25 protein-coding genes are annotated in these 23,538 nt (G+C 73.9%); 13 read left to right on the forward strand and 12 right to left on the reverse strand.

Annotation, left to right across the window (positions count from 1 at the left end; all coding sequences use genetic code 11):
• The 4 genes from ACH01S_RS14595 to ACH01S_RS14610 form a co-directional block, all read right to left on the reverse strand.
• On the reverse strand, positions 1–1,472 hold a 1,472-nt coding region (locus ACH01S_RS14595), incomplete at its 3' end, for an SAV_2336 N-terminal domain-related protein (RefSeq protein WP_303621468.1).
• Positions 1,462–2,436, reverse strand: a complete 975-nt coding sequence (locus ACH01S_RS14600; RefSeq protein ID WP_067890938.1) for an AAA family ATPase — start codon at positions 2,434–2,436, stop codon at positions 1,462–1,464. The genes ACH01S_RS14600 and ACH01S_RS14595, both read right to left, overlap by 11 nt.
• Entirely contained in the window at positions 2,437–4,101 is a 1,665-nt protein-coding gene (locus ACH01S_RS14605; RefSeq protein WP_067890941.1) for a VMAP-C domain-containing protein, read from the reverse strand.
• A gap of 7 nt (positions 4,102–4,108) precedes the next feature.
• The gene (locus ACH01S_RS14610; protein ID WP_067890944.1) at positions 4,109–4,459 is read right to left on the reverse strand and encodes a CU044_2847 family protein; all 351 of its coding nucleotides are present in this window, start codon (positions 4,457–4,459) and stop codon (positions 4,109–4,111) included.
• A gap of 165 nt (positions 4,460–4,624) precedes the next feature.
• On the opposite strand from ACH01S_RS14610, the gene ACH01S_RS14615 reads away from it, so the two are divergent.
• Positions 4,625–4,969 (forward strand): MmcQ/YjbR family DNA-binding protein, encoded by a 345-nt coding sequence (locus ACH01S_RS14615; RefSeq protein ID WP_246236628.1) that lies wholly within the window; start codon positions 4,625–4,627, stop codon positions 4,967–4,969.
• Positions 4,970–5,030: 61 nt separating this feature from the next.
• Here the strand turns inward: ACH01S_RS14615 and ACH01S_RS14620 are convergent, their stop codons facing one another.
• The 3 genes from ACH01S_RS14620 to ACH01S_RS14630 form a co-directional block, all read right to left on the reverse strand.
• Positions 5,031–6,509: a hypothetical protein gene (locus ACH01S_RS14620; protein ID WP_067890947.1), complete on the reverse strand. Its 1,479-nt coding sequence runs from the start codon at positions 6,507–6,509 to the stop codon at positions 5,031–5,033.
• A 131-nt stretch (positions 6,510–6,640) separates the two neighbouring features.
• Positions 6,641–7,408, reverse strand: a complete 768-nt coding sequence (locus tag ACH01S_RS14625; RefSeq protein ID WP_148344321.1) for a hypothetical protein — start codon at positions 7,406–7,408, stop codon at positions 6,641–6,643.
• 23 nt (positions 7,409–7,431) lie between these two features.
• A complete protein-coding gene (locus tag ACH01S_RS14630; RefSeq protein WP_148344322.1) occupies positions 7,432–8,028 on the reverse strand; it encodes a hypothetical protein in 597 nt (198 codons plus the stop codon).
• 157 nt (positions 8,029–8,185) lie between these two features.
• On the opposite strand from ACH01S_RS14630, the gene ACH01S_RS14635 reads away from it, so the two are divergent.
• The gene (locus tag ACH01S_RS14635) at positions 8,186–9,142 is read left to right on the forward strand and encodes a zinc-binding dehydrogenase (protein ID WP_067890956.1); all 957 of its coding nucleotides are present in this window, start codon (positions 8,186–8,188) and stop codon (positions 9,140–9,142) included.
• Here the strand turns inward: ACH01S_RS14635 and ACH01S_RS45960 are convergent.
• Positions 9,126–10,313, reverse strand: a complete 1,188-nt coding sequence (locus ACH01S_RS45960; protein WP_083980691.1) for an alpha/beta hydrolase family protein — start codon at positions 10,311–10,313, stop codon at positions 9,126–9,128. The two genes, ACH01S_RS14635 and ACH01S_RS45960, sit on opposite strands and share 17 nt — an antisense overlap.
• 137 nt (positions 10,314–10,450) lie before the next feature.
• Between ACH01S_RS45960 and ACH01S_RS14645 the strand changes: the two genes are divergently transcribed.
• Positions 10,451–12,394 carry a TNT domain-containing protein gene (locus ACH01S_RS14645; RefSeq protein WP_246236629.1) on the forward strand — a complete coding sequence of 648 codons (1,944 nt, stop codon included), beginning with the start codon at positions 10,451–10,453 and terminating at the stop codon, positions 12,392–12,394.
• Here ACH01S_RS14645 and ACH01S_RS14650 read toward each other — a convergent pair whose 3' ends face one another.
• Together ACH01S_RS14650 and ACH01S_RS14655 are read right to left on the reverse strand one after the other, a co-directional pair.
• Positions 12,395–13,069, reverse strand: a complete 675-nt coding sequence (locus tag ACH01S_RS14650; protein ID WP_067890959.1) for a hypothetical protein — start codon at positions 13,067–13,069, stop codon at positions 12,395–12,397.
• A 30-nt stretch (positions 13,070–13,099) separates the two neighbouring features.
• On the reverse strand, positions 13,100–13,909 hold the full coding sequence (locus tag ACH01S_RS14655; RefSeq protein ID WP_067890962.1) for a class I SAM-dependent methyltransferase: 810 nt from the start codon (positions 13,907–13,909) through the stop codon (positions 13,100–13,102).
• Positions 13,910–14,008: 99 nt separating this feature from the next.
• On the opposite strand from ACH01S_RS14655, the gene ACH01S_RS14660 reads away from it, so the two are divergent.
• From ACH01S_RS14660 to ACH01S_RS14670, 3 genes are all read left to right on the forward strand, one after another.
• On the forward strand, positions 14,009–14,884 hold the full coding sequence (locus ACH01S_RS14660; RefSeq protein ID WP_067890965.1) for a crotonase/enoyl-CoA hydratase family protein: 876 nt from the start codon (positions 14,009–14,011) through the stop codon (positions 14,882–14,884).
• A gap of 67 nt (positions 14,885–14,951) precedes the next feature.
• Entirely contained in the window at positions 14,952–15,770 is an 819-nt protein-coding gene (locus tag ACH01S_RS14665) for a polysaccharide deacetylase family protein (RefSeq protein WP_067890968.1), read from the forward strand.
• 111 nt (positions 15,771–15,881) lie between these two features.
• A complete protein-coding gene (locus ACH01S_RS14670; RefSeq protein ID WP_067890971.1) occupies positions 15,882–17,000 on the forward strand; it encodes a hypothetical protein in 1,119 nt (372 codons plus the stop codon).
• A 23-nt stretch (positions 17,001–17,023) separates the two neighbouring features.
• Here the strand turns inward: ACH01S_RS14670 and ACH01S_RS14675 are convergent, their stop codons facing one another.
• A complete protein-coding gene (locus ACH01S_RS14675; protein WP_174564877.1) occupies positions 17,024–17,281 on the reverse strand; it encodes a putative acetyltransferase in 258 nt (85 codons plus the stop codon).
• Between the two features lie 109 nt (positions 17,282–17,390).
• Here ACH01S_RS14675 and fdxA point away from each other — a divergent pair, with 109 nt between their 5' ends.
• The 7 genes from fdxA (at position 17,391) to ACH01S_RS14710 (ending at position 22,793) form a co-directional block, all read left to right on the forward strand.
• The gene (fdxA, locus tag ACH01S_RS14680) at positions 17,391–17,717 is read left to right on the forward strand and encodes a ferredoxin (RefSeq protein ID WP_067890974.1); all 327 of its coding nucleotides are present in this window, start codon (positions 17,391–17,393) and stop codon (positions 17,715–17,717) included.
• 143 nt (positions 17,718–17,860) lie between these two features.
• On the forward strand, positions 17,861–18,946 hold the full coding sequence (gene dapC / locus ACH01S_RS14685) for a succinyldiaminopimelate transaminase (RefSeq protein ID WP_067890976.1): 1,086 nt from the start codon (positions 17,861–17,863) through the stop codon (positions 18,944–18,946).
• A gap of 148 nt (positions 18,947–19,094) precedes the next feature.
• Entirely contained in the window at positions 19,095–19,721 is a 627-nt protein-coding gene (locus ACH01S_RS14690) for a DUF4178 domain-containing protein (protein ID WP_067890979.1), read from the forward strand.
• Between the two features lie 2 nt (positions 19,722–19,723).
• Positions 19,724–20,290, forward strand: a complete 567-nt coding sequence (locus ACH01S_RS14695; RefSeq protein WP_067890982.1) for a DUF2617 family protein — start codon at positions 19,724–19,726, stop codon at positions 20,288–20,290.
• The gene (locus ACH01S_RS14700) at positions 20,280–20,714 is read left to right on the forward strand and encodes a DUF4247 domain-containing protein (RefSeq protein ID WP_148344324.1); all 435 of its coding nucleotides are present in this window, start codon (positions 20,280–20,282) and stop codon (positions 20,712–20,714) included. The genes ACH01S_RS14695 and ACH01S_RS14700 overlap by 11 nt, the downstream gene beginning before the upstream one ends.
• A 10-nt stretch (positions 20,715–20,724) precedes the next feature.
• A complete protein-coding gene (locus tag ACH01S_RS14705; protein ID WP_067890989.1) occupies positions 20,725–21,162 on the forward strand; it encodes a DUF350 domain-containing protein in 438 nt (145 codons plus the stop codon).
• A gap of 128 nt (positions 21,163–21,290) precedes the next feature.
• A complete protein-coding gene (locus ACH01S_RS14710; RefSeq protein WP_370671570.1) occupies positions 21,291–22,793 on the forward strand; it encodes a polyamine aminopropyltransferase in 1,503 nt (500 codons plus the stop codon).
• 14 nt (positions 22,794–22,807) lie between these two features.
• Here the strand turns inward: ACH01S_RS14710 and ACH01S_RS14715 are convergent, their stop codons facing one another.
• A complete protein-coding gene (locus tag ACH01S_RS14715) occupies positions 22,808–23,509 on the reverse strand; it encodes a MerR family transcriptional regulator (RefSeq protein WP_067890995.1) in 702 nt (233 codons plus the stop codon).
• Between the last annotated feature and the right edge of the window lie 29 nt (positions 23,510–23,538).

Raw genomic sequence — 23,538 nt, forward strand, 5'->3', positions numbered from 1 at the left:
TCGGGGGTGAGGAGGGCGAAGTGGTCGGTGTCGGCCGTGAGCTTCACCGGGCCGCCGTCGGTGGGGAGGAGGGCGCGGAAGCGTTCGCCGGACGTTCCGGCGCGGCGTTCGATCTCGGCGGAGACCGCCTCCAGGACGTGCCGCGTGTGCAGCCCCTCCGGGCGCGGGAGCGTGTCGAGCAGCGCCTCCCGGGCGCCCGGCACGAACTCGTAGCGCACCCCGCCGACCGGGCGCAGCAGCCCGCTCAGCAGCACCTCGGCGAGCTGCCCCGGGCCTGAGCCGCCGAGGATCCGGTGCTGGATCAGCCGCATCACCGGCAGGGACGGGACGGAGACCGCGACGTGCGCGGCGAGTTCGGCCGCGTCCGCGGACGCCGTGGCGAGGAACCGGCGGACGCGCTCGCCGACCGGCAGTTCGCGTTCGCGCCGCACGGGCGCCGCGGCGGCGGGCGGCCGGGCGGGCAGCGTCGCGACGGCGGCGGGCTGCGGGTCGGAGCCGGAGACGAGCCGGGCCCACGCGCCGAACCAGCGCGGCGCCACCTCCAGGACGGGCACGGGCACGCCCGCCTTCGCGTCCCCGTCGTACGGGACGAACCGCAGGTCCGTGTTCGGCGCGCCCGGACGGGGCAGGACCGCGACCCCCGGCACGGCCGGGGCGGCGGTGCGCCGCCAGAGGCGCTCGGCGAGCGGCTGGAGGAGCGCGGTCGGCCCGGCCCGCGCCCAGCGCCGGACGGCCCGCGCGGCGCGTCCGTCCCACCAGTGCGGGCCCGAGCAGTCCGACAGGACGAGCACGGCGCGGCGGCCGGACGCGTCGAGCAGCGTGCCGGGGTCCTGGCACGGCGCGCCGGGGGTGGCGGCGACGCCTCCGGTGGTGTCGAGGTAGGCGACGTGGACGTCCCGGAACGCGCCCTGGCGCAGCAGCGTCTCGGTCAGCTCGCGGGCGAGCGGCCGCCACAGCCGCATCGTCGGACCGGTGTCGACGACGAAGGTGAGCGACAGCCAGCGCTCGGGTTCGGGGACGAGCACCGGCGTCCACACCCCGGTGTCGGCGACGCGGGCGGCCGTCGCGTCCTCGTCCAGCCCGAACCGGTGCCGCGACGGGACGCGCCGCTTCAGCGGGCGCAGCGCCCGCTGCACGCCGAGCGGGTCCGCGAGCATCGGCGCGGTCGGGACGAGCACCTCCGCCGCCTCCCCGCCCCGCTCGGGCACGGCCGCGGGCCCTTCGCGCGCCTCTGGCGCGGCGCGGGGATGGAGCGGGGACAGCGCCTCGGGCGCGGGACGCGGGCCGGGCGCGGCGTCCGGACGCGGAGGCGGCTCCTCGGCCACCCGTGGAACCGCCGGGAGCGGCTCCGGCGAGGGCTCGTCGTCGGGCGGGGTGATGTGGCAGGCGAGCCACAGGATCTCGCTCAGCTCAAGGGCGTCGGGCGGGGGGCCGGTGGCCGACAGCGCGTCCCGGAGCCGGTCAATCGTCATCGACGGGCCCCGCGAGGTTCGGCATGACGCGGTCGGCGAGGGCCCGGCGGTCCTCGGCGTCGGCGTGGCGGCACAGGTAGACGGCGTTGAGGAGCTGGTCGGTCGCCAGCGTCCCGGACGCGGCCCGTTCGAGGAACCGCCGGACGAGGTCGTCGCTGCGGTCGGCGAGCGGCCCGAGGTGCTCGCGGACGATCGCCGCCAGCTCCGCCTCCCCGGACGGCTGCCGCAGCTCGACCGTGACGCACCGGCGCAGGAACGCGGGCGGGAACTCGCGCTCGCCGTTGCTGGTCAGCACGACCAGCGGGAACGCGCGGCAGCGGACGGTCCCGGCGGTGACGGTGACGCGGGCGCCCGGCCCGTCGGCCGTCATCACCTCGGCGGACGGGTCGGCGCGGCGGGACAGCTCCGGCAGCTCGTACTCGCCCTTCTCGAAGGTCGTGAGGAGGTCGTTGGGCAGGTCGATGTCGCTCTTGTCGATCTCGTCCACGAGCAGGACGCGGGGCCGCCGGTAGGGCAGCAGCGCCGTGCCGAGGGGGCCGAGGCGGATGAAGCGGCCGATGTCCTCGTCGGCCGCCGGGGACGTGTCGCGTCCGGCCGCGTACAGGCGGGTGAGGGGGTCGTACTGGTAGAGGCCGTCGCGCAGCGTCGTCCGGCTGGTGATGGGCCAGTGCAGGACGGGCCCGAGCCCCAGTTCGTGGGCCACCGCGTATGCGAGCGTCGACTTCCCCGTACCGGGCGGACCCGTCACCAACAGCGGACGGCGCAGATACAAGGCGGCGTTGACCTGCTGTACGGCGTCGTCCGACGGGCGGTACGTCGTCGCCTGGTGCGTGTTGCCCGAACCGCCCTCCGGGTGCGGCAGCACCGGCCCGCCGTCGAACGCGCGCCAGGGCGGCGGCGGAGGCAGCCGGTCGATCCCGTCGTGCGGGCGACGGCTCCCGGTGTAGAGCAGCCAGTCGGGCACCTATACCTCCATGGCGAGGGGCGGGTCGGGGAGGCGGGACGGGTCGTCCCAGAGCAGGGTGAGGGCGCGTCCGCAGTGCGGCTCGCCGTCCGGCGCGACGAGCGCCTCCTTGCGCAGCGCGAGCGCGATGCGCGGCAGTTCGGCGGGCGCCTTGCCGCCGACCGCTGCGGTCAGCTCGTCCAGGACGCGGTGCCCCCGGCAGTCGTCGTGGGTGGGCGCGCCGCACTGCTCGCGCGTCCACAGCATGACGGGGATGCCGTTGTTCAGCGCCGCCTTCAGCCACGTCTTCATCGGACGCGACCCGTAGACGAGCACGGAGAAGTCGACGTGCGCCTCAAGCCAGCGCTCGAAGTCGCCGCCCCGGCGCGGCGCGTCGCAGGCGACCCGGTGCGGCTCGCTGCGGCCCCGCTCGGTCAGCAGCCGCCAGCGGTGGTGGGCCTGGTCGCGGCGGATCGAGCCGGGGCGCAGGCGCTCCACGTCCCGCACCACCACCGGGTACCGGCGCATCGGGATCCGGTTGCGCGCGTCGACGTACCACTGCTCGAACGGCCTGCCGAGCCAGCTCTCCGGCACCGCGAACTCGATCATCCAGTCGCGGCCGATCAGCGCGGGCGCGACCGCCGCGACGCCCTCCTCGACGACCGCCCGCACCCTGCGCTCCGGCACCCGCTCGACCGGGCGCGACGGGCCCTCCGCCCCGTCGATCCACGTCTGCACGGCGACGTCGAAGGCGTTGTCGAACGTCACCCGCTCCAGCCGGACGATCACCGACGCGGGATCGGCGCGCTCCGGCGCGGGCGCGGCGCCCGGCAGGTGCCGGGCGGACCAGGCGGTGAGCCGCTGCCGCCGCGCCTCCGGCAGGTGCCGTCCGAGCGCCGCCAGGTACCGGACGAGCCGCTCCTCCGCCAGCCCCTCCGCCACGTACCGCACCGACGCCCACGCGGACCGGAAGCCGCCGACCGCGGGGCGGCCGACCGTCCCCGCGAGGGCGGCGGCGAGCGGGTCGGTGAAGCGGACGCCGTCCAGCAGCTCGCGCAGCTCGCGGCGCGCCTCCGGGGACGCCCAGCGCAGCGGGAGCAGGTCGTCGAGCGGCTCCCAGTGCGCGCGGAGGCTGGCGAGCGGCAGCATCCAGCCGAGGTCGGCGCGGTCGCCGCCGTGCCGCAGCTCCGCGTTCGTCACCATCCCGATGACCTCGCCCGTCTCCGTGTCGTACACGGCGGACCCGCTGTAGCCCTCCTCCAGCCAGTCGCCCGGACCGGTCTTCAGCTCCCACCACTCCTGCCGCATGCCGCGGTGCGGGGACGTCGTCACGGTCGCGTGCCGCTCGTTCCCGTCGTGCCGCCGGGGGAAGCCCCACACGCCGAACGTCCGCCCGGCGACGCGCGGGTCGTCGGGCGCGGCGAGCCGCGCGGGCGCGTACGGGACGGGCTCGCGCAGTTCGAGCACCGCGACGTCGCCGAGGTCGCCCGCGCGGCGCCAGCCGCCGACGTGCGTCACCCGGACGGGCAGGTCCTCGCGCAGGCCGGGGAAGCCGACCCGCGCCTCCGCCAGGCCGCGGACGGAGTGCGCGCAGGTCAGCAGCCGGTCCGCGGTGACGAGGAAGGCCGCGCCGACCTTGCCGCCGCCGGGCGGGCCGACCCAGGCGCGCCACTGCCAGTCGTCCACGATGCGGCTACGCCCCCTCCTCGCCGGTCCCGGCGGCCCCGGCGGGCGGGCGGCCCCAGGTCAGCTTGACCTTGAGCTGCCCCTCGACGGAGGTCTTGGCGATCACCGCCCCGGCCGCCGCGTTGAGCTTCACGCCGAACTCCAGCTCGACCCCGTCCGGGTCGGCGGCGCCGCCGCGCAGCGCCGCGAGCGCGGAGTCGGCCGCGTCCCTGATGCTCTGGAACGCCTCCTCGAAGGAGGCCGCCGCGTCGTGGATCATGTCGCCCGCGCGGGACACCGACTGGAACCCCGGCTCCCGGTCGTCGGTCTCCACGACGACCGCCCCGCGCTCCGTCCGCCACCGCACCAGTTCGTCCACCGAGCCCTGCCTTCCTGGGGGGCGACCCCCAGACCCCCGGAGGGGTCGTCATGATCCTCGCTCCGCTCCGGTCATAACGCCTCCCCGACCCCGAAATCTATCAAGATCATGCGATTCGGGATGGTTGGCTGGAGACACCCGGCGGGGGCACGGCCACAGGAGGACATGATGATCACAGTGGAGCAGGTGCGGGCGCTCGCGCTGACGCTGCCGCGCACGTCCGAGCACCTCATCAGGGACCGGGTGAAGTTCCGCGTCGGCGCGATCGTCTACGTCGCCTTCTCGCGGGACGAGACCGTCATGGGCTTCGCGTTCCCGAAGGAGGAGCGCGCCGCGCTGGTCGCGTCGGAACCGGCGAAGTTCCACCTCCCCGGCGAGTCGGACATGCGCTTCAACTGGGTGCACGCGTGGACGTCCGCCCTCGACGAGCCCGAGATGCGCGAACTGGTCGTGGAGGCGTGGCGGATGGTCGTCCCGAAGAAGGTGGCCGCCGCCCGCCTCGGCCTCTAGCGCGAGAGGCCCCAGGGCGGGGACGCGGCCGAACGTCCCGGACAGGGACGGCCTGACCGGCTCAGGGGGTGGCGGCGGGCTGGGGTTCCTTCTCGTCCGGGGTCTCCTTCGGCGGGGCCTTCGGCCGCCCGGACGGCACCCGCCGCCCCCACGCGGCCGCCGCCGCGAAACACGCGAACGGCAGGGCGGGCAGCAGGTAGCGGTAGTCGAAGTCCACCGTGGCGGGCGGGATCGCCAGGAGCATCACCGCCGACGTCCAGAACAGGGCCGTTCGTGCGCGCGCGCGCCGCCACACGATCCCCGCCGCGCCCGCGAGCAGGACGAGCCCGAGCACCGTCCCCGGAACGCTGACCCGTTCCTGGTAGTCGCGCATGAGGCCCGCGTAGGGCTCGACGATGTGGGTGCGTCCGGTGCCGTGCGAGTACTCGTACACGACCGTCCGCCTGGTGCCGCCGCCGTAGACCGGCAGTTCGGGCTTGCGCGCGGTCGGCTTCGTCGGGAAGTGGTAGCGCGCCTCGGTGCCCACGGTCGGGTACCGGCTGCGGTGCCACGCGAACGTCCGGACGAAGAAGTCGTACGAGGCGACCTTCACGTAGTCGAACGGCTGGTTCCGGATCGCCCAGAACGCGAACCGCTGCGCCCGCGCGTTGGTGCCCGGGTCGAACGCGCCCCCGTCGGTCCACCCGGTCGGCGAGCCCTCCTCCCAGATCTGGTGGGACGAGGCGGGCCGGTCGCCCTTCGGCCCGTGCGGGCACAGGCTCGCCAGGTCGGCGGGCGGGGTGTGGGCGTCGCAGTCGGCGAACGCCGCCGTCCGGCCCCAGAGGAAGATGCCGTCGACGCCGGTCATCCCGAACCGGCCGTGCTCCTGCTGGTACCACGTCGCGTACGCGCCGACCGGCAGCGCGAACGTCACCGCGAGCGCCGCGTACGCGGGCCAGCGCGTCCGCCTGACCGCCAGGTACACCAGCGCGATCAGGAACAGCGGGACCCCGACCGTGCGGGTGACGGCCGCGACGCCGAGGAGCGTCCCGACGAGCGCGGCCCGCCGCCACCCCGTCGCGCCCGGCTTCGCGAGCACCAGCGTGGCCCCGAGCGCGAGGACGGTGAACAGCGTGTCCGACAGCAGGAGGTGTTCGAGTTCGAGCTGGTAGGCGTCAAGGAGCAGCGGCGCGACGGCCACCGCCGCCCACGCCCGCCGCACGTCGAAGTCGCGGACGAGCATCCGGTACCCGGCCGCCGCCAGCCCGACGACCGCCGCGTGCTGCAGCGCCGTGACCAGCGCCAGGCTGTGGAACGGCTTGAGCGTCCAGAGGAAGATCCCGTAGCCGGACGGGCGCAGCGGATGCGGGAACGGGTCGTCGGCGATCCGGACGAAGTCGTAGCTGTCGTTGAACCACAGGACCCCGCGGAACCCGAGCATCGCGACGACGCGCAGCACCACGCCCGCGACCAGCACCGCGGTGAACAGCCGGTTCCCCTTGACGGCGGCCAGCACGGCCCGGGCCGTGGGACGGCGGACGGCCAGCGGGAAGAACGACACCGGGGACCCTAACTGTGGACGTGCGGGCGGACGGGATCCTGCGCCGACCTGGGATCGGCCGCGTCACGCCGGGGCGGGGAGCGGTCACTCCCACCGCCCACGCATCGGCCGCGATCCTACCAGCGCCCCGATCACTGTCCGGTGTTCGTCTGTATCTCGCTCACGACGAGCGGCGAGGGAGCCGAGGTCATCGTCTGGCCGTCGAGGGTGCCCCCGGCCGCGTCGCAGGCCGCGCCGTCGCACGTCCAGGCGACGGACCAGGTGATGGTCGCGGTGATCTGGTACTTGCCGTCCGGCTGCCCGGCCGACGACCGGGTGTAGGCGTAGTGGCAGGTCCTGCCGTCCTCGGTGCCGCCGTCCTCGCACTTGATCTGCTTCTCGCCCAGGTCCCAGACCACTCCCTGGACCGTCCCCTTCAACTGGACGGTCTGCCCGCCCTCCGAGATCGGCTCGGTCTCCACGTCGTGGTAGCCGTCCACCCACAGGGACGTCTTCAGGGCGACGTAGGTCTTGTCCTTGGGGGCGGTGTGCACGACGGGCACGGGGAACTCGGTCGCCGCGCGGGCGCGGAGGACGAGGTCGGCCGTGGTGGTGGGCGCCGCCTGGAGCGGCGCGGGACCGCCGGGCGCGGGCACGAAGCCCTGGGCCTCGTCGGGGGTCAGGCCCTCCGGCGGAGGGGGCAGCACGGGGCCGCCGCCGCCCGAGCCGCCACCGGTCCCGCCGCCACCGCCGCCGTGCGAGCCGGGCACGCGGACGACCACGTTGCAGGTTCCGCCGGTGCCCGTCTTGTGGCAGGGCGCGGCCTGCGCGGGAACGGCGGTCGACAAGGGGATGGCCAGCGCGGTCGCCGTGATGGTGGCGGCGGCCGCGCGGCGCCGGGTGCGGGGGTGCGGAGGCATCGCGTGTCCTTCCCTGCCGGTCGTCAGCATGGACGGTCCTTGACGTTCGCGGCGACCTTCCAGACGCCGGAGTCGTACTGGACGGTGGCCCGGTAGGCGTAGGTGCCGCCCGGGAGCTCGCCCGTCCGTTTGCCGGTCGTCGCGGAGAAGCGGTAGGCGGCGAGGGTGCGGACGCAGTCGATGACGTAGACCTTCGTGTTGTCCGTGGCGCGCGCGTACACGCGCGGGTTGAGCGTGTTGGTGAAGCGCCAGATCTCGCCCTTGGCCTTCGTGGCCTCGACGTCCCGGGTGACCTCGCTGAGGAGGGGGTCCATGGCGACGGCGGAGAGGGCGGTGGGGTCGTTGGTCTCGTAGGCCTTCTTGTAGGCGGCCTGGAACTCGCGGTAGCGCTTCAGGGCGGTCTTGAAGAGGCGCTCCGTCGGGATCGCGGACGGCGCCGCGGCGGCCTGGGACGGCGCCGCGCCCGTGTCGAAGGAGCCGTTCGGGGCGAGTTCGCCGCCGGACCCCGAGTGCGACGAGCCACAGCCCGCGACCGCGAGGGCGCAGAGGGCGAGGACGGCGGGCAGCCGGTCGGCGCGGTGGGATCCCAGTCGAGGGGGGAGAACCAACCGGGCGCGCATCGCCATCCCTGAGCGGCAGCCGACAACGGGGCGGAATACGCGCGAAAGCTTACAGAGGTGCGTGTGACGAGAAAAGGGATTCGTTGGGAACGGCTTGACCTCGACCGGGCTTGAGGTAACACGCTGCCCTTGGAAAGCGTGATCGAAGGGGTTGCTGATGCGGGCTGTGTGGTTGCGGGAGTTCGGCGGGCCGGAGGTGCTGGAGGCGGGCGACGCGCCCGATCCGGAGCCTGGGGAGGGGCAGGTGCTGGTGGCGGTCGAGTTCGCCAACATCACGTTTGTGGAGACGCAGGTGCGGTCGGGGACGAGCCCGATACCGATCCGGTGGGAGCCGCCCGTCGTCCCGGGCAACGGGGTCGGCGGCGTCGTCACGGCGGTCGGGCCGGGCGTGGCCGAGGGGCTTGTCGGACGCCGGGTCGTGACGTCCACCGGCGGCACGGGCGGGTACGCGGAGCTGGCCGCCGTCGACGCGGCCGAGGTGTTCGACGTGCCGGACGGCCTGCCCCTCGACGACGCGGTGGCGCTGCTCGCGGACGGCCGGACGGCGACGATGATGCTGCGCGCCGCCCGGCCGAAGGCCGGGGAGCGGGTGCTGGTGGAGGCCGCCGCGGGCGGGGTCGGGTCGCTGCTCGTCCAGTTGGCGAAGGCGGCGGGCGCGACGGTCGTCGCGGCGGCCGGTGGTCCGGGCAAGGCGGAGGCGGCGGCGCGGCTGGGCGCCGACGAGACCGTCGACTACCGCGAGCCGGGCTGGGCCGGGAAGGCTGGCCCGGTGGACGTGGTGTTCGACGGCGTCGGCGGGGACGTGGCGCGCGAGGCGTTCACGCTGCTCCGGCGCGGCGGCCGGATGGTCAGCTTCGGGTTGGCGAGCGGCGAGTGGGCGGACGTCAAGGACGAGGACGCGGCGGAGCGCGGGGTGACGCTGGTCCGTCCGGCGGCCACGCCCGAGGAGTTGCGGGAGTTCACGCGGAGCGCGCTCGCCGAGGCCGCCGCCGGACGGCTCAGGCCGGTGATCGGGCAGCGCTTCCCGCTGGAGGACGCGGCCGCCGCGCACGCCGCCATCGAGGCGCGGACGACCGTCGGCAAGACGCTGCTGGAGGTCACCCGGCCGTCGTGACGGCCGTCCTGAGGAAGGCCGTGAGGGCGCGTTCGTAGGCGGCGGGGTCGACGTTCCACGCCTCGGTGTGGCCGCCGTCCGCCTTGACGTGGGTGACCGTGCCGGGCGGCGCCGTCCTGGCGAAGGCGAAGGCGGGGCCGTTGGCGACGGTCCCGTCGTCCTTCGCGGTGTAGAGCAGGACGGGCGTCCGCAGCCTCGGCGCGTAACGGCGCTGGTCGTAGTCCGACAGGTCGATCCCGATCCGCCATTGCAGGACCTGTTTTGCTACGTCCGTGATGAACGGCGGCAGGCTGCGCGCGGAGCCCTGCTTGTCGAGGGTGGCGCTCCAGTCCATGACGGGGGAGTCCAGGACGACGCCGCGCACGAACGACGGGTCGTCGCGCAGGGCCGTCATGACCATCGCGCCGCCCATCGACCACCCGTACAGGACGACACCGGTCGCGCCGTGTGCGCGCGCGTAGGCCATCGCGGAGACGACCTCGTTCCATTCCGTGTCGCCGAGATGGTTCTTGCGGTCGGGGGACGGCGGCGCGCCCACGTCGTTCCGGTACGCGATGGACAGCATGGGGAGCCCGAGCGCGTGCACGGCGCGCATGGCACGCATCGTCTCGATCTTGTCCGCGTTCCGTCCGTGGACGCCGATGACCCACGTGCTCTCCGGCGACCGGCCCGGCACCAGCCACGCGGGCATCGGGCCGACCTTCGACGGATAGGCGACGTCCTGGAAATCGAGGCCGAGCGACTTCTTGGGGTCGTCGCCGTACACCCAGTGGTCGATGGTCGCGCGCGTCCCCTTGGCCAAGGTCCCCTGGACCACCGAGTCGACCTTGCGGACGACATGGTCGCCGTCCCGCCGGATGACGGGGCCGAGGAGGGCGCGGCCGCCCTTCCAGGCGAGCGCCCACGTCCCCGGGCGTTCGGTCGACGCCTCGCGCGGCAGCGTGACGGTGCCGTTCGCGACGTCCGCCACGGTGAGCGGATACTCCTCGGAATGGTCCACCTGGGTCGCGACGCCCGCGAAGTACCAGCCGATCCCCCCGACGGCCGCGCACAGCAGCACCGCGACCGCGGCGGCGGCCGCGACCAGCGTGCGCGCGCGGCGGCGGCGCCGCGCCGGGGACGGCGGTTCGGGGGTCGCGGGGGCGGGTGACTCTGAGACTGCGGTCGGCACGACACGACGTTAACCTCCGCTGAACGTTGTCAACGCCCCGGTCCCTCCGCCAAGTGTGGATTCGTGCGGCTAATCTGCCCGGCAGGCGCCATCGGACGGGACGAACGGGGGACGCACGGCGTGACGGGGCACAGCGCGTGACGGGCCAGAGCGAGCGGATCGCTGACGCGGAGGGCCGGGTCGTCGAGTTCGCGCGGCGGACCGCGCCGCCCGGCTGGCGGCGGATCGACCTGCACTGCATCGCGACCGTCGCCGTCAACGACGTCGCCCTGACCGTGCTCACCGGGGAGGGCGAGACGGTGACGGCGGAGACCGTCCCGCAGGAACTGACCGCCCTGCTGATGGACCTCCGCCGGGCGCACTACCTGTCCGAGCAGGGGACGTGGTTCTCGATGGTGGCCATCATCGAGCCCGACTCAGCGTGCGCTCTCTACAACTACGACTTCGACCCGATGTGGGACCCGCCCATCCCGGCGGACTGCTGGCGGCGCGACCAGATCGTCCTGCCTCGGGACGGCGCGAACATGCCGCCCTGGCTCCGCGACCGGCTGGACGGGCGCGCGCCCACGGAACGTCCCGCGCCCGACCCGGGGCCGATGAACCCGGTAGAGCAGATGGAGCTGCTGTCCAACCAGGTCACGCTCGTGGTCGCCGACCATGCGCCGCCGCTGTGGCGGAAGGTGTTCGGCTACTACCAGGCGGTCGGCGGGCACGTGGAGTTCCCCGCGATGATGTGCAGCCGGGCGGACGGCACCATGACGACCTGGACGCCCCCCGCCGCCGCCGGGACCCTCCTCGACCGGCTCCGCGCGGGCACCCACGCCTTCCAGGGGGCCACCTGGTTCCGCATCGACTTCGAGGTCGTGTACGAGGACGGGGCCGTCAGGTGCAGGGCGAGTTTCACCAACGACGACGAGCCGCGCTGGAACTCGGAGCCGACGCCGGACGACGTCCGCCGGGAGCTCGACCGGTTCCCGCGCGCCGACGTCCCGGAATGGATGACGCGGCGGCTCGGCGGCCCGCCGCCGCACACCATCGCCGACCGGCCGCCGCCGCCCGCCGCGACCGCGCGGCCGCGCACCGACCCCGGCACCGGCCTTCGGCGCGCGCGGATCTTCGACCACACGGCCCCGGACGGCGGACGTCCCGCCGTGTCGCGCCCGCCCGTCCCGCCGGACGAGGTCGAGCGCGTCACCGAGTACCTGCGCCGGGCTCCGGTCGTCATGGCGGCGCGGTCGAAGGCGCCCGACAGGCTGGATCCGGCCAGGGGCGACGCCGTCCCGCTGACCTTCCACACGGACGGGACGTGGGTCTGGTCAGGCGCGGTCGCCTATTACCTGAAGGAACACGACATCCCGCCAGAGGCCGAATTGGTGGCGCACATACGCGCCAACGGGTTCGAGGTGCCCGCCGTCGACGACGACACCATGGACACCGCGAACGCCGCCGTGACGGGACGGTCCGTCCCAGAGCGCGTCCGGACGGAGGTAGAGCCCGACTGGACGCACACCCTTCAGCACCGTCTCGACCAGCTCCGCGTGGACCGCGCCACGTACCGCATCAAGGAGACGGCAGAAGGAGTGTGGTGCCTCGTCCCAGACGGCGGACGGTGGGCGGTGTTCCAGATGCGCGACGGCGAACGCCGCAAGGAGGTCGCGTTCGACGACACCGAGCAGGCCGCCGCCCATCTCCTGGGACGCCTCCTCCTCGACCCGCGCCACACCGTGGAGGACGGTCCGTTCGAGCCGCTCCAGGGCGAACCCCCGCTCTCCCTCCTGCGCGACCGCCACGTCGTGGAACTCCCCGCGGGGACGGAGGTCGACCGCTACGGGGGATCGGACGGCAACGTCACCTACGCGGCCCGCACCCCGTACCCGCACCGGTCGCTGCCGGCCGAATGGCAGGACCGTCCGTACCGCGTCTACCGGCTGCTGCGCCCGATGGAGACGCTGACCGGGACGGCCGTCCCGTGGTTCGGCCAGCCCGGCGGCGGGACGGCCCACGTGTTCCGCCGTCCGATCACCGACCTGCTCGCCGAGGGCGCCCTCGCCGACGTCACCGGCAACCAGACCGGCGCCTGATCAGGCGCTTCCGATCGCGGACACGAGGCCCAGCGCGAGCAGCAGGTCGACGTGGATGAACGTCTCCAGCTTCGCGCCCGGCGGCACCTCCGGGTCGGCGGCGAGCCGGTCGAGGACGGCGAGTGCGCCCGGCGCGTCCAGGTCGTCCGCCAGCGCGGCCTCCGCCTCGGTCGCGTACGCGCGGTTCATCGGACGTCCCGGCGACGTCGCCCACTCGGCGACCTGCCCGCGCCACCGGTCCAGCCGCTCGGCGGCCCGCGCCGCCCGCGCCCCGGTCAGCTCCAGCGGCTCCCGGTAGGGGACCTCCAGGATCGCCAGCCGCACCGCCAGCGCGTCATCGGAAGGCACGCCGCCAGCCGTCTCCGGTGGCACGTCAAGCCACAGCCCCGCACCCTCGGGGCCGCCAGAGCCGCCCACGTAGACGTCGGCGTCCGGGAGCGGCGCGTCCGCCACTTCGAACGGCGCGATGCCGTGGTCGGCCCACGCGTCCGAGGCGGGCGACGGGACGCTCACCACCCGGACGCCGCGGCGCCCGCCCCGTTCCGCCACCCGGCGCAGCAGGTCGGCCACCACCGGGGCGCGGAGCCCGCCGCCGTCCAGCACCTGGACGCGCAGCCCGGGGCCGCCGGGCGGCGGCCCGGCCAGCCCGGTGCGCGCGTCATGCAGCCGCAGCATGCCTCAAACCCTAGGCGGCGTCCGCGGCGGTCAGAGCGGCGGGTGGTCGGACGGCAGCGCGCCGATCGGCAGCACCGCCGGCCCGTCCGGCTTGCGGACGGCCGCGAACCGCAGCCGCACGTAGTCGGCGACCCAGCCGGACTCGCGGCGCAGCGCCGGGGCGGCCAGGTCGTTCACCCGGGCGAGCAGCGGGTCGACGAGCTCCGGCGGGACGTCCGCGAGCGCCCGCGCCGCGTACGCGCGGACCCAGTCGGCGGCGCCGTTCGGCCCCTCGGTCATCCGGGTCGGACGGTCCGCGTGCTCAAGCAGGCGCAGCGTGAACCCGGCGTCCTCCAGCTTCGTCGCGTACTCGGCCGGGCTCGGGAAGTACCAGGGCAGCTCGGGCTCGCCGAGGCCGAACACGCGCCAGGCGGTCTGCATCGCGACGACCAGCTCCGCGCAGTTGCCCGCGCCGCCGAGCTCGCCGACGAACCGCCCGCCGGGGCGCAGCGCGGCGTGCACGCGTCCGATCACCGCGTCGGGGTCGCGGGTCATCCAGTGCAGGGCCGCGTTCGAGGCGACCGCGTCGAACGAGTCACCGACGATGAAGTCGTGGGCGTCCCCGACGACGAACGACAGCCCGGGGTGCAGCGCGGTCGCCTGCGCCACCATCTCGGCGCTGCCGTCGATGCCCAGTACCTCGGCGCCCCGCTCGGCTATCTCCGCGCTGAACGCCCCGGTGCCGCACCCGAGGTCGATCACCCGTTCGCCGGGCTGCGGATCGAGCAGGTCGACCAGGGGGGCGCCGTGCGCGGAGACGTACCCGAAGGCGGAGTCGTACGTCGTCACGGCCCAGTTCACTGTCACAATTTATCGGACATCTCCCTAACCCCGGCGGGCTTCCCCCGTCACTCCGCGTTCTAGAATCAAATTCCGTCCCGGTGCGAGGAGGGCCCGCGAGTGCCGTACGCAGAGATCGAGTACCAGGTCCGGGACGGGATCGCGACCGTCACCCTGAACCGTCCGCGCAAGCTGAACGCCTACACCTACGCCATGCGGGACGAGCTGCTCGACGCGTTCGGCCGGGTCGACGCCGACGACGAGGTGCGCGCGGTCGTCGTCACCGGCGCCGGACGCGCGTTCTGCGCGGGCGCCGACCTCGGGCGCGGCGGCGACACCTTCGACAAGGGCAAGTCCAAGGACATGTTCGCGGGCGACAACGTCCTCGCGGACGGCACGCCGCGCGACGGCGGCGGCACGGTCGCGCTGCGCGTCGCCCGCTGCCTGAAGCCCGTCATCGGCGCGATCAACGGCCCGGCCGTCGGCGTCGGCGTGACGATGACGCTGCCGATGGACGTCCGGCTCGCGAGCGCGGACGCCCGGTTCGGCTTCGTCTTCGCCCGCCGCGGGATCGTCGCCGAGGCCGCGTCGAGCTGGTTCCTGCCGCGCATCGTCGGGATCTCCCAGGCCATGGAATGGACCGTGACAGGACGCGTCTTCGACGCGGCCGAGGCGCTCGCCGGACGCCTCGTCTCGCGCGTCCACCCGCCCGCCGACCTGCTCCCCGCCGCCTACGCCCTCGCCCGCGAGATCGCCGACAACACCTCGGCGGTGTCGGTCGCCGCGATCCGCCGCCTGATGTGGTCGGGCCTGTCGGCGCCCTCGCCCTGGGACGCCCACGTCGCCGACTCCCGCCTGATGTCCGTCCTCGGCGCCGCGCCCGACGCCCGCGAGGGCGTGTCGTCGTTCCTGGAGAAGCGCGACGCCGCCTTCCCGATGCGGGTGAGCGAGGACCTTCCCCCCGAGGTGCCCGACTGGCCGCCAACCGGACCATGACGACGTGTGTCACCACTGTTACGCAGGGTAGGAAGCCGCCCGAGGCAACACGTTTCGGGGGTGCGTGGTGCGAAACAGGAAATTCATCATCATCGGTGCGGGACTCCTCCTCATCGCGGGTTGCGGCCACGCGGACAAGAAGCAGGCGCGGACGGCGGGCCAGCAAGCGGAGCTGAAACACCGGAGACCGGCGGCGCCGGCCCCGCCGCCGCCCCGCAAGATCGACTGCCTGCGGACCAGGTGCGTCTCGCTGACGTTCGACGACGGCCCGGGCCCGTACACGGCGCGGCTGCTCGACACGCTGAAGGGACGCGGCGTCCGCGCGACGTTCTTCATGCTGGGCGAGAACGTGGGCGCCCACCCGGACGTGGTACGGCGGATGTCGCTGGAGGGCCACGAGCTGGCGAACCACAGCTGGTCCCATCCCGACCTGACCTCGGTGCCGGCCGGGGAGCTGCGGACGCAGATCCAGCGGACGCAGGCGGCGATCAAGGGCGCGTCCGGGGTGACGCCGACGCTGATGCGGCCCCCGTACGGGGCGACGAACAAGAAGGTCGGACGCGCCATCGGCATGCCGCTGATCCTCTGGAGCGTGGACACGCTCGACTGGCGGTACCGCAGCGTCGCCCGCGACACCAGGGTCGGGATCAAGGAGCCCGCGAGCGGCGGCATCGTCCTCTTCCACGACATCCACAAGCCGAGCGTCGACTCCATCCCGAAGGTCGTGGACGGCCTGAAGAAGCGCGGCTTCACGTTCGTCACCGTGTCCGAGATGTTCCAGGGGCAGCCGCTCCAGCCCGGCCAGACCTACACCCAGCGGACCCAGCCCGCCAAGGCCGTGACGGCGTCGCCGCCGGCCTCGCCCGCCGCTTCGGCGAGCCCGTGACGTGACGGGCCGGATCCGACCGCCGTACGCCTGAACCGCGCTTTCCGGTGGAGCGTCCCAGGGGCTTTGCGCGAACCTGGCTCCCTGGCTCCCGACCCCCTGGAGACGCATATGGCAGTCCCGCCCGCCGACCGCAGTACGACCGAGGACGAGACCGGCGACGAGACGGGCGGGGCGGCGCGCCGGCCGCTGGCGCTGCGGCCGTCGCGCCGCCCGCTGGTGTGGGCCGTCCCGCTGCTGGTCCCCGCCGCCTACATCGAGGTGCGGGTGTTCGGCGAGTTCCGCCTGTTCTTCCTCAACAACGCCCTGATCGTGGGGCTCGTCTTCCTGGTGGCGATGGTGCTCAAGCTGCTGCGCGGCCGCACGGACGCCGACGCGGTCGGCGTCCGGAACCGGCTCGTGGGGAGGACGAAGCGCATGGCGTGGTCGGAGATCAGCGAGCTGACCGTGACGCCGACCCTGTTCGGACGCGTCGTGACGGTGCGCGGCCAAGCCGTGAGGCGGACCATGCTGGCCGCGCCGCGCGAGGGTCTCCTCGGCCGCGACCCGGACTTCGACGAGACGCTGCGCGCCATGCGCGCCCTCGCCGGGGCCCGCGGCCCGCGGGTGACCGACAACGTGCACCGCTCCGCCCGCATCACGTACTGGGCGATGATCGCGGTGTTCCTCGGCGCGGGCGTGTTCCTGTGGCGGCCCTGGCTGGAGACGTGGTGGCCGGGCGTCGACGAGGCGACCGAGCTCCCGCGCGCCTGCGCCGTCGCCGACCCCGCGACCGCGGCGCGGCTGCTGCCCGCGCCCGGGCGGCCCGCCGCCCGCGAGCGCGACATGAGGTACTCCGAATCGTCCGACTGCCGCTACCGGGACGCCGACGACCGCGTCCTCGCGCTTCAGCTCGACCTGGACCAGCGCACCAACTCCTCCGGCGGGGCGGCGCAGATCCGCGACGACTACGCCACGGCGCTGCGGATCGAGGCCGACGCCGCCCGGTCGCGCGCCGCGCACCCCGACGAGTGGACGGTCACCACCGGCGGCGTCCCCGGACTCGGCGACGAGGCGTGGCGGAGCGTCTCGGTCGGACGGAGCGACGGCGAGGCCGAGGTGCGCCTCGTGGCGCGCCGCGCCAACGTGGTGGTCCAGGTCAGGTACGACGCGAAACGCCCGGCGGACCAGGCCGCGTCCGAGGCCGCCGCGCTCGCCCGCAGGGCGCTCGACCGGATCGAGTTCCGGTGAGGATCCGGGGCCCGCGCGCCCGGTCAGCCGTCGTCGCGCGGGCGGCGGCGCGGCGGCGGCCGGGGCGGCACGACCTTCGCCGCGACCATGATCGTCTCCGGGACGTCGACGACCTCGCCGTCCCGCCGCCGGACGCGCAGCGTCCCGCCGGACCACGATTCGAGGACGCCGACGACGTCGCTGTACTCTCCCGTTGGCAGCCGGCGGCGCAGCGAGATCCGCTGACCCACGTCCGCGACGCTGATCGACACGACCAGTCGTGCGGCGAAGCGCCCGGACAAGTGACCCCCATGTCGAATCGACGACGCCGTGGCCGCCATACTATTCACAGCGAGCTTGCGGTGAGCCGTGACGTGCGGCGGGGCCGGAAATCCGAGAGGAGTCACCGACGTGACCTACGTCATCGCGCAGCCCTGCGTGGACCTGCTCGACAAGGCATGCATCGAGGAGTGCCCGGTCGACTGCATCTACGAGGGCAAGCGCATGCTCTACATCCACCCGGACGAGTGCGTCGACTGCGGTGCGTGCGAGCCGGTCTGCCCCGTGGAGGCGATCTACTACGAGGACGACACGCCTGACCAGTGGAAGGACTTCTACAAGGCCAACGTGGAGTTCTTCGACGACCTGGGCTCGCCGGGCGGCGCCTCCAAGGTCGGCAAGATCGACAAGGACCACCCGATCGTCGCCGCGCTCCCGCCGCAGAGCCAGGACGACTGACCGGCGGGCCTCCGGGCCTGGAGCGTCCCACGGGGCGCGTCCGTAGGGCGAAGTGCGTCGAATCCGGGCCGTGGTCTCCGCGTGGAGCCACGGCCCGGCGGGTTTCTCCGGAAGCCCGGTTCCTGGACGAAAAGGTGAGGTCTTTGTTTACGCTGCCGGACTTTCCGTGGGATCGGCTCGCCCCGTACAAGGAGCGGGCGCTCGCGCACCCGGACGGCATCGTCGACCTCTCGGTCGGGACGCCCGTCGACCCGACGCCCGAGCCGATCCGCGCGGCCCTCGCCGGGGCCGCCGACGCGCCCGGCTACCCGCAGACCTACGGGACGCCCGCGCTGCGGGAGTCGGTCGCGGGCTGGCTGCGCCGCCGCGCCGGGGTGACCGGCGCCGACCCGGACGCGGTGCTCCCCGTCATCGGCACGAAGGAACTGGTCGCCCTGCTGCCGACGCTGCTCGGCGCGGGCCCCGGCGACACCGTCGTGTTCCCCGAGCTGGCCTACCCGACGTACGACGTGGGCGCCCGGCTGTCCGGCGCCACGCCCGTCGCGACCGACGGCCTGCTCTCCCTCGGCCCCGTCTCGCCCAAGATCGTGTGGGTGAACTCGCCGTCCAACCCGACGGGCAAGGTGCTGCCCGCCGAGCACCTGCGCAAGGTCGTCGCGTGGGCGCGCGGGCGCGGCGCGCTCGTCGTCAGCGACGAGTGCTACCTGGAGTTCGGCTGGGACGACGAGCGCCCGCCCGTCTCGATCCTGCACCCGGACGTCTGCGAGGGCTCCCACGAGGGCCTGCTCGCGGTGAACTCGCTGTCCAAGCGGTCGAACATGGCGGGCTACCGCGCCGGGTTCGTCACCGGCGACCTCGCGCTCGTCAAGCGGCTGCTTGAGGTCCGCAAGCACGCCGGGATGATCGTCCCGGCCCCGGTGCAGGCGGCGATGGCGGTGGCGTTCGCCGACGACGCGCACGTCGACGAGCAGCGCGCCCGGTACGCGCGGCGGCGCGCCGTCCTGCGCGAGGCGTTCGAGCGGCACGGGTTCCGCGTCGACCACTCCGAGGCGTCCCTGTACCTGTGGGCCACCCGGGACGAGCCGTGCTGGGACACCGTCGCCCACCTCGCGTCCCTCGGCGTGCTCGTCGGGCCCGGCGAGTTCTACGGACCGGCCGGGGCGCGGCACGTCCGGATCGCCTTCACCGCCACGGACGAGCGCGTCGACGCCGCGTCCGCGCGGCTCTGACCCGTCCCGGCCGGGCGTCGGTCCGATTTCGGTTCCGTCGTTTTCGCGTGAAACCGGTGTGCCTTTTGGTACGTCTGAACGCGGTATGGGCTTAAGAGACCACAGTCGGTAGGATCCGCAGGTCTGTGCCCGTGTCATGGACGATTCGATGGAGGTGCCCGTGGGCGGAACCGCGATCGTGATCCTGCTCGCGCTGATCCTGGTCGCCCTGGTCGTGCTGATCGTCGTCCTGCTGCGGCGCCGTTCGGGACCGGCGCCGGCCCCGCCCGCTCCGCCCCGCGACCCGTTCGCGGCCGAGGACCAGGCGGCGGGCGACCCGCGGACGCTCAAGGCGGGCGACATGGTCGAGTACCTCGGCACCCGCTACTTCGTGCGCGGCTCGCTGCGGCTCCGCGAGGGCGGCTTCACCTGGAGCGAGCACCTCCTCGACGCCGACACCACCGAGGGCACGAAGGTGTGGGTCTCCGTCGAGGAGGACCCCGACCTCGAAGTCGTCTGGTGGACGGAGTACGACATCGGCGACCTCACCCCCGGCGAGCGGACGATCGTCGTCGAGGGCGTCGAGTACCGCCGCGACGAGCACGGCACCGCCGACTACACGAGCGAGGGGACGACCGGCGTCGGCGTCCAGGGCCGCGTCGAGTACGTCGACTACGAGGGCCCGCGCGGGAAGTACCTGTCGTTCGAGCAGTACGGCGGCGGGCAGTGGGAGGCGGGGCTCGGCGAGCGCGTCCCCGCCGGGTCGATGACGATCTACCCCGGCAGCGGTGGCTGACGTTGCGCGCGACGCTCGACGCCCCCTACGCCGACGCCCGCGCCGACGCGCTGTCGTTCGCGCTCGGCCTGCCGCCGCTGGACGCCCTCGCCGTGCTGCCGGTCGAGCACGCCGGGCTGACCGTGGAGCTGCGCCTGCTCGGCGCGTCCCACCAGGTCATCGCCGGTCCGCTGAGCGAGACGGTGGCGTGCCTGCCGGGCGCCGCCGACCCGCTGCCCGGCCGCGCGAGCACCGACCTGCCCGGCTGGGCCTACGACTTCGCCGCGACGACCGCCGCGCACAGCGACGCGACGGCGTTCGGCCGCGCGGTGGAGGCGGTGTGCGCGCGGCTCGACGGCCGCGGCGACGCGCTGACCGGGGACTTCCCCGGCTCCCGGCACGCCGTGACGGCGCTCGCGCTGGAGCACCCGCCGGTACGGAGCGCGGGCGCCGCGAAACCCGCGCGCGACCCCGCACGGGACCCCGCGGTGGAGGAGGCCGGGATCGGCTGGCGGACATGGCACGCCTACCCGCAGACCCGGGAGATCGTGATGACGCGGAGCCGGCTGGTGAGACAACGTGAACAGTAGACACCGGATGATCGGCGGCGCGGCGGCCGCCGCGCTGACCGTCCTGGCGCTCGGCGGCTGCGGCCAATCGCAGTCGTCCTGGATCGCCGACAAGTACACCAGGGCCGGGGTGGACACCTACCGGTCCCCGAAGTCCCCGCCGATCGTCGCCGGGGAGATCAACCGGAAGTTCAAGTCGATCGACCGGGTGGACGACCTGGCGCTGCGCGGGTCCGCGGGCGGCATCTTCCTGCGCTACCCGAAGCTCGTCGTCGGTGTCCTGCCGGACGGGACGGGCAGCCGCATCACGGTCGACCGTCCGCGCGGCGGCTACAACCGCTACTACTCCCACGTCAGCGGACGCTGGGCCAGCCCCGGCACCAACGGCTGGACCAGCGGAGGCGTCGCGTCCTTCCGCGGCGGCGGGCCAGGGTCGGGCAAATAAGGAGCAACGGATGGACGGCCTCTTGGACGAGATCGGCGGCACCCTCGCCTACGGCGCGGTCGGCATCGCGCTGATGGCGCTCGGCTACCTGGTGGTGGAGGTGACGACCCCCGGCCGCCTCGGCAAGCAGATCTGGACGGACGGCAACCGCGGCGCGGCGCTGCTCCTGTCGGTGAAGCTCCTCGGCATCGGCGCGATCGTCACGACGGCGATCGTCACGAGCGACAGCGACCTCGGCGACGGCCTGGTCGACACGGCGGTGTTCGGCGGCATCGGCGTCCTGCTGATGGTCGTCGCGTTCTTCCTGCTGGACGTGATCACGCCGGGCAGGCTCGGCGCGACGCTGGTCGACGCGGAGGGGAGCGGGACGCGCATCCACCCGGCGGGCTGGGTGGTCGCCGCCGCCGACCTCGGCGTCGCCGCGATCGTGGCCGGGGCGGTCTCCTGACGGCCCGCCCCGCCCCGCCGGAGACGCCGGAGGCGTCGGACGTCGCCGAGCCGCCGTCCGGCGCCGCGGAGGGGCACCCGAAGCCGCCCGTCCCGGCGCGGGTCGCGCGGGCGCTGGTCCTCGCGGCCGTGTTCGCCTGCGCCGCCTGCGGACTCGTGTACGAGCTGGCGCTGGTCGCGCTCGGCAGCTACCTCGTCGGCAACTCCGTCACGCAGGCGTCGATCGTCCTGTCGGTGATGGTGTTCGCGATGGGCGTCGGGTCGCTCGCGGCGAAGCCGCTGCAGGGCCGTCCGGTCGTGGCGTTCGCCGTCGTGGAGGGCGCGCTCGCGCTGACCGGCGGCCTGTCGGTGCTGGCGCTGTACGCGGCGTTCGCGTGGCTCGACCTGTACGTCCCGGCGCTGGTCGTGGTGTCGTTCGCGGTCGGCGCGCTGATCGGCGCGGAGATCCCGCTGCTGATGACGCTCTTGCAGCGGATCCGCAAGCAGGACGCGGGCAGCGCCGTCGCCGACCTGTTCGCCGCCGACTACGTCGGGGCGCTGATCGGCGGGCTGGCGTTCCCGTTCCTGCTGCTGCCCGCCTTCGGCCACATCAAGGGCGCGCTGCTGGTCGGCGTCGTGAACGCGGTCGCCGGGATCGCCGTCGTGTTGTGGCTGTTCCGCCGCCAGATCGGACGGTTCGCGCGGGTCGGGCTCGCCCTCGGAATGGTGGCCGTCCTCGCCGTCCTCGCCGGGACGTACGCGCTCGCGGACGGTTTCGAGGTGTCGGCGCGCCAGGCCCTCTACGCCGACCCGATCGCCTTCTCCAAGCGCACTAAATACCAGGAGATCGTCATTACGAAAAGGGTCGCGCTGTCGGGCGGCTCGTCCGACGTGCGGCTCTTCCTGAACGGCGACCTTCAGTTCTCGTCGGCGGATGAATACCGCTATCACGAGTCGCTCGTCCATCCGCTGATGGCGGGGCCGCACCGCAGGGTCCTGATCCTCGGCGGCGGGGACGGACTGGCCCTGCGCGAAGTGCTGCGCTACAAGGACGTCGAGAGCGCGACGCTCGTCGAACTCGATCCGGAGATGCTGCACCTCGCCCGGACGTACGCGCCGATCTCGTCCCTCAACCGCCATTCCCTGGACGACCCGCGCGCGCACGTGAAGGCCGCCGACGCGTTCTCCTGGCTGCGCGGTCTCAACGAGCGGTTCGACGCGGTCATCGTGGACATGCCCGACCCGGACGACGTCTCCACCGCGAAGCTGTACTCGGTCGAGTTCTACGGAATGGTGAAGCGGATCCTCGCGCCGGACGGCCGGATGGTCGTCCAGTCGGGGTCGCCGTATTTCGCGCCGAAGTCGTTCTGGAGCATCGAGAAGTCGATCGCCGCCGCCGGTTTCGCCGGGACCCCGTACCACGTCGACGTCCCGAGCTTCGGCGACTGGGGGTACGTCCTCGCGTCGCCGGGCGGAAAGGCGCCGGATCTGCGACTGGCGCGCGACGTCCCGGATCTCCGCTTCCTGGACGAGTCGCTCCTCCGCGCGTCCACCGTCTTCCCGAAGGACCGCCGCGAACGCGACGTCGAGGTCAACACGCTCGTCCACCCGCGCCTGGTCGAATACGAGGGCGAAGAATGGCGCGACTCGTAACCGGTCGGGCGTGGTCAGTCGGGCACGGACTGCCTGATCGCCTTGTCGACGGCCCGCTGGAACGACGTCACCACCGACTGGATCATCAGCGGTTTGAGCTTCCCCGCCATTTCCAGCAGCCGCTCCCGCTCCTCGGGTGAGCGTCCGCCCTCCCGGTAGGGCCGGACGACGGTGTCCTGGAAGGCGCCCTGGAGTTCGGCGGCCAGCGCGGTCGTGTGCCGCTCGACGGCCTCGTGCGAGGCGACGAGCGTGTCCAGGGGGAGCGGCAGCGCGGCCATCTCGGCGCTGACGCCGAGCAGCGCCGGGCTGACGACCCGCACCTTCCCTCCGCCGAGATGTTCCACGACGCCGAGGGCCTCCAGGCGTTTGAGCAGGTCGTCGTCCAGATGGCGGCCCGCGCGCCGGTCCAGTTCGTGCCGGTCGAGGTCCTCGGGACGCTCCGGCGCCCACGGCGACAGCAGCGCCCGCTGCAGCGCCAGGTCCTCGGCGGGCGCGTCGAGCGGGATCCGCCGCAGGTGCTTCTCGATCGCGGCCAGCGTGAGCCCGAGCGACTGGAGCTCCCGGACGAGCTCCAGCCGCGCCAGGTGGTCCGCGCCGTAGAGGCCCGTCCGGCCGCGCAGCCGCGGCGGCGGGAGCAGCCCGCGCCCGGCGTAGAACCGGACGGTCCGCACGGTGACCCCGGCGCGCGACGCCAGCTCGTCGACGGTGAGCTCCATCCCGCCTCCCTCTATATGACAGTCCTAGT

The organism is Actinomadura chibensis NBRC 106107, from assembly GCF_001552135.1.
Taxonomy (GTDB): Bacteria; Actinomycetota; Actinomycetes; order Streptosporangiales; family Streptosporangiaceae; genus Spirillospora; species Spirillospora chibensis.

Bases quoted from the DNA above. Each gene is read 5' to 3' on its own strand.
- ACH01S_RS14615 (WP_246236628.1), top strand. From the start codon at position 4,625: ATGATGATCACAGTGGAGCAGGTGCGGGCGCTCGCGCTGACGCTGCCG.
- ACH01S_RS14625 (WP_148344321.1), bottom strand. From the start codon at position 7,408: ATGCCTCCGCACCCCCGCACCCGGCGCCGCGCGGCCGCCGCCACCATC.
- ACH01S_RS14630 (WP_148344322.1), bottom strand. From the start codon at position 8,028: ATGCGCGCCCGGTTGGTTCTCCCCCCTCGACTGGGATCCCACCGCGCC.
- ACH01S_RS14635 (WP_067890956.1), top strand. From the start codon at position 8,186: ATGCGGGCTGTGTGGTTGCGGGAGTTCGGCGGGCCGGAGGTGCTGGAG.
- ACH01S_RS14650 (WP_067890959.1), bottom strand. From the start codon at position 13,069: ATGCTGCGGCTGCATGACGCGCGCACCGGGCTGGCCGGGCCGCCGCCC.
- ACH01S_RS14670 (WP_067890971.1), top strand. From the start codon at position 15,882: ATGGCAGTCCCGCCCGCCGACCGCAGTACGACCGAGGACGAGACCGGC.
- ACH01S_RS14690 (WP_067890979.1), top strand. From the start codon at position 19,095: ATGGAGGTGCCCGTGGGCGGAACCGCGATCGTGATCCTGCTCGCGCTG.
- ACH01S_RS14705 (WP_067890989.1), top strand. From the start codon at position 20,725: ATGGACGGCCTCTTGGACGAGATCGGCGGCACCCTCGCCTACGGCGCG.
- ACH01S_RS14715 (WP_067890995.1), bottom strand. From the start codon at position 23,509: ATGGAGCTCACCGTCGACGAGCTGGCGTCGCGCGCCGGGGTCACCGTG.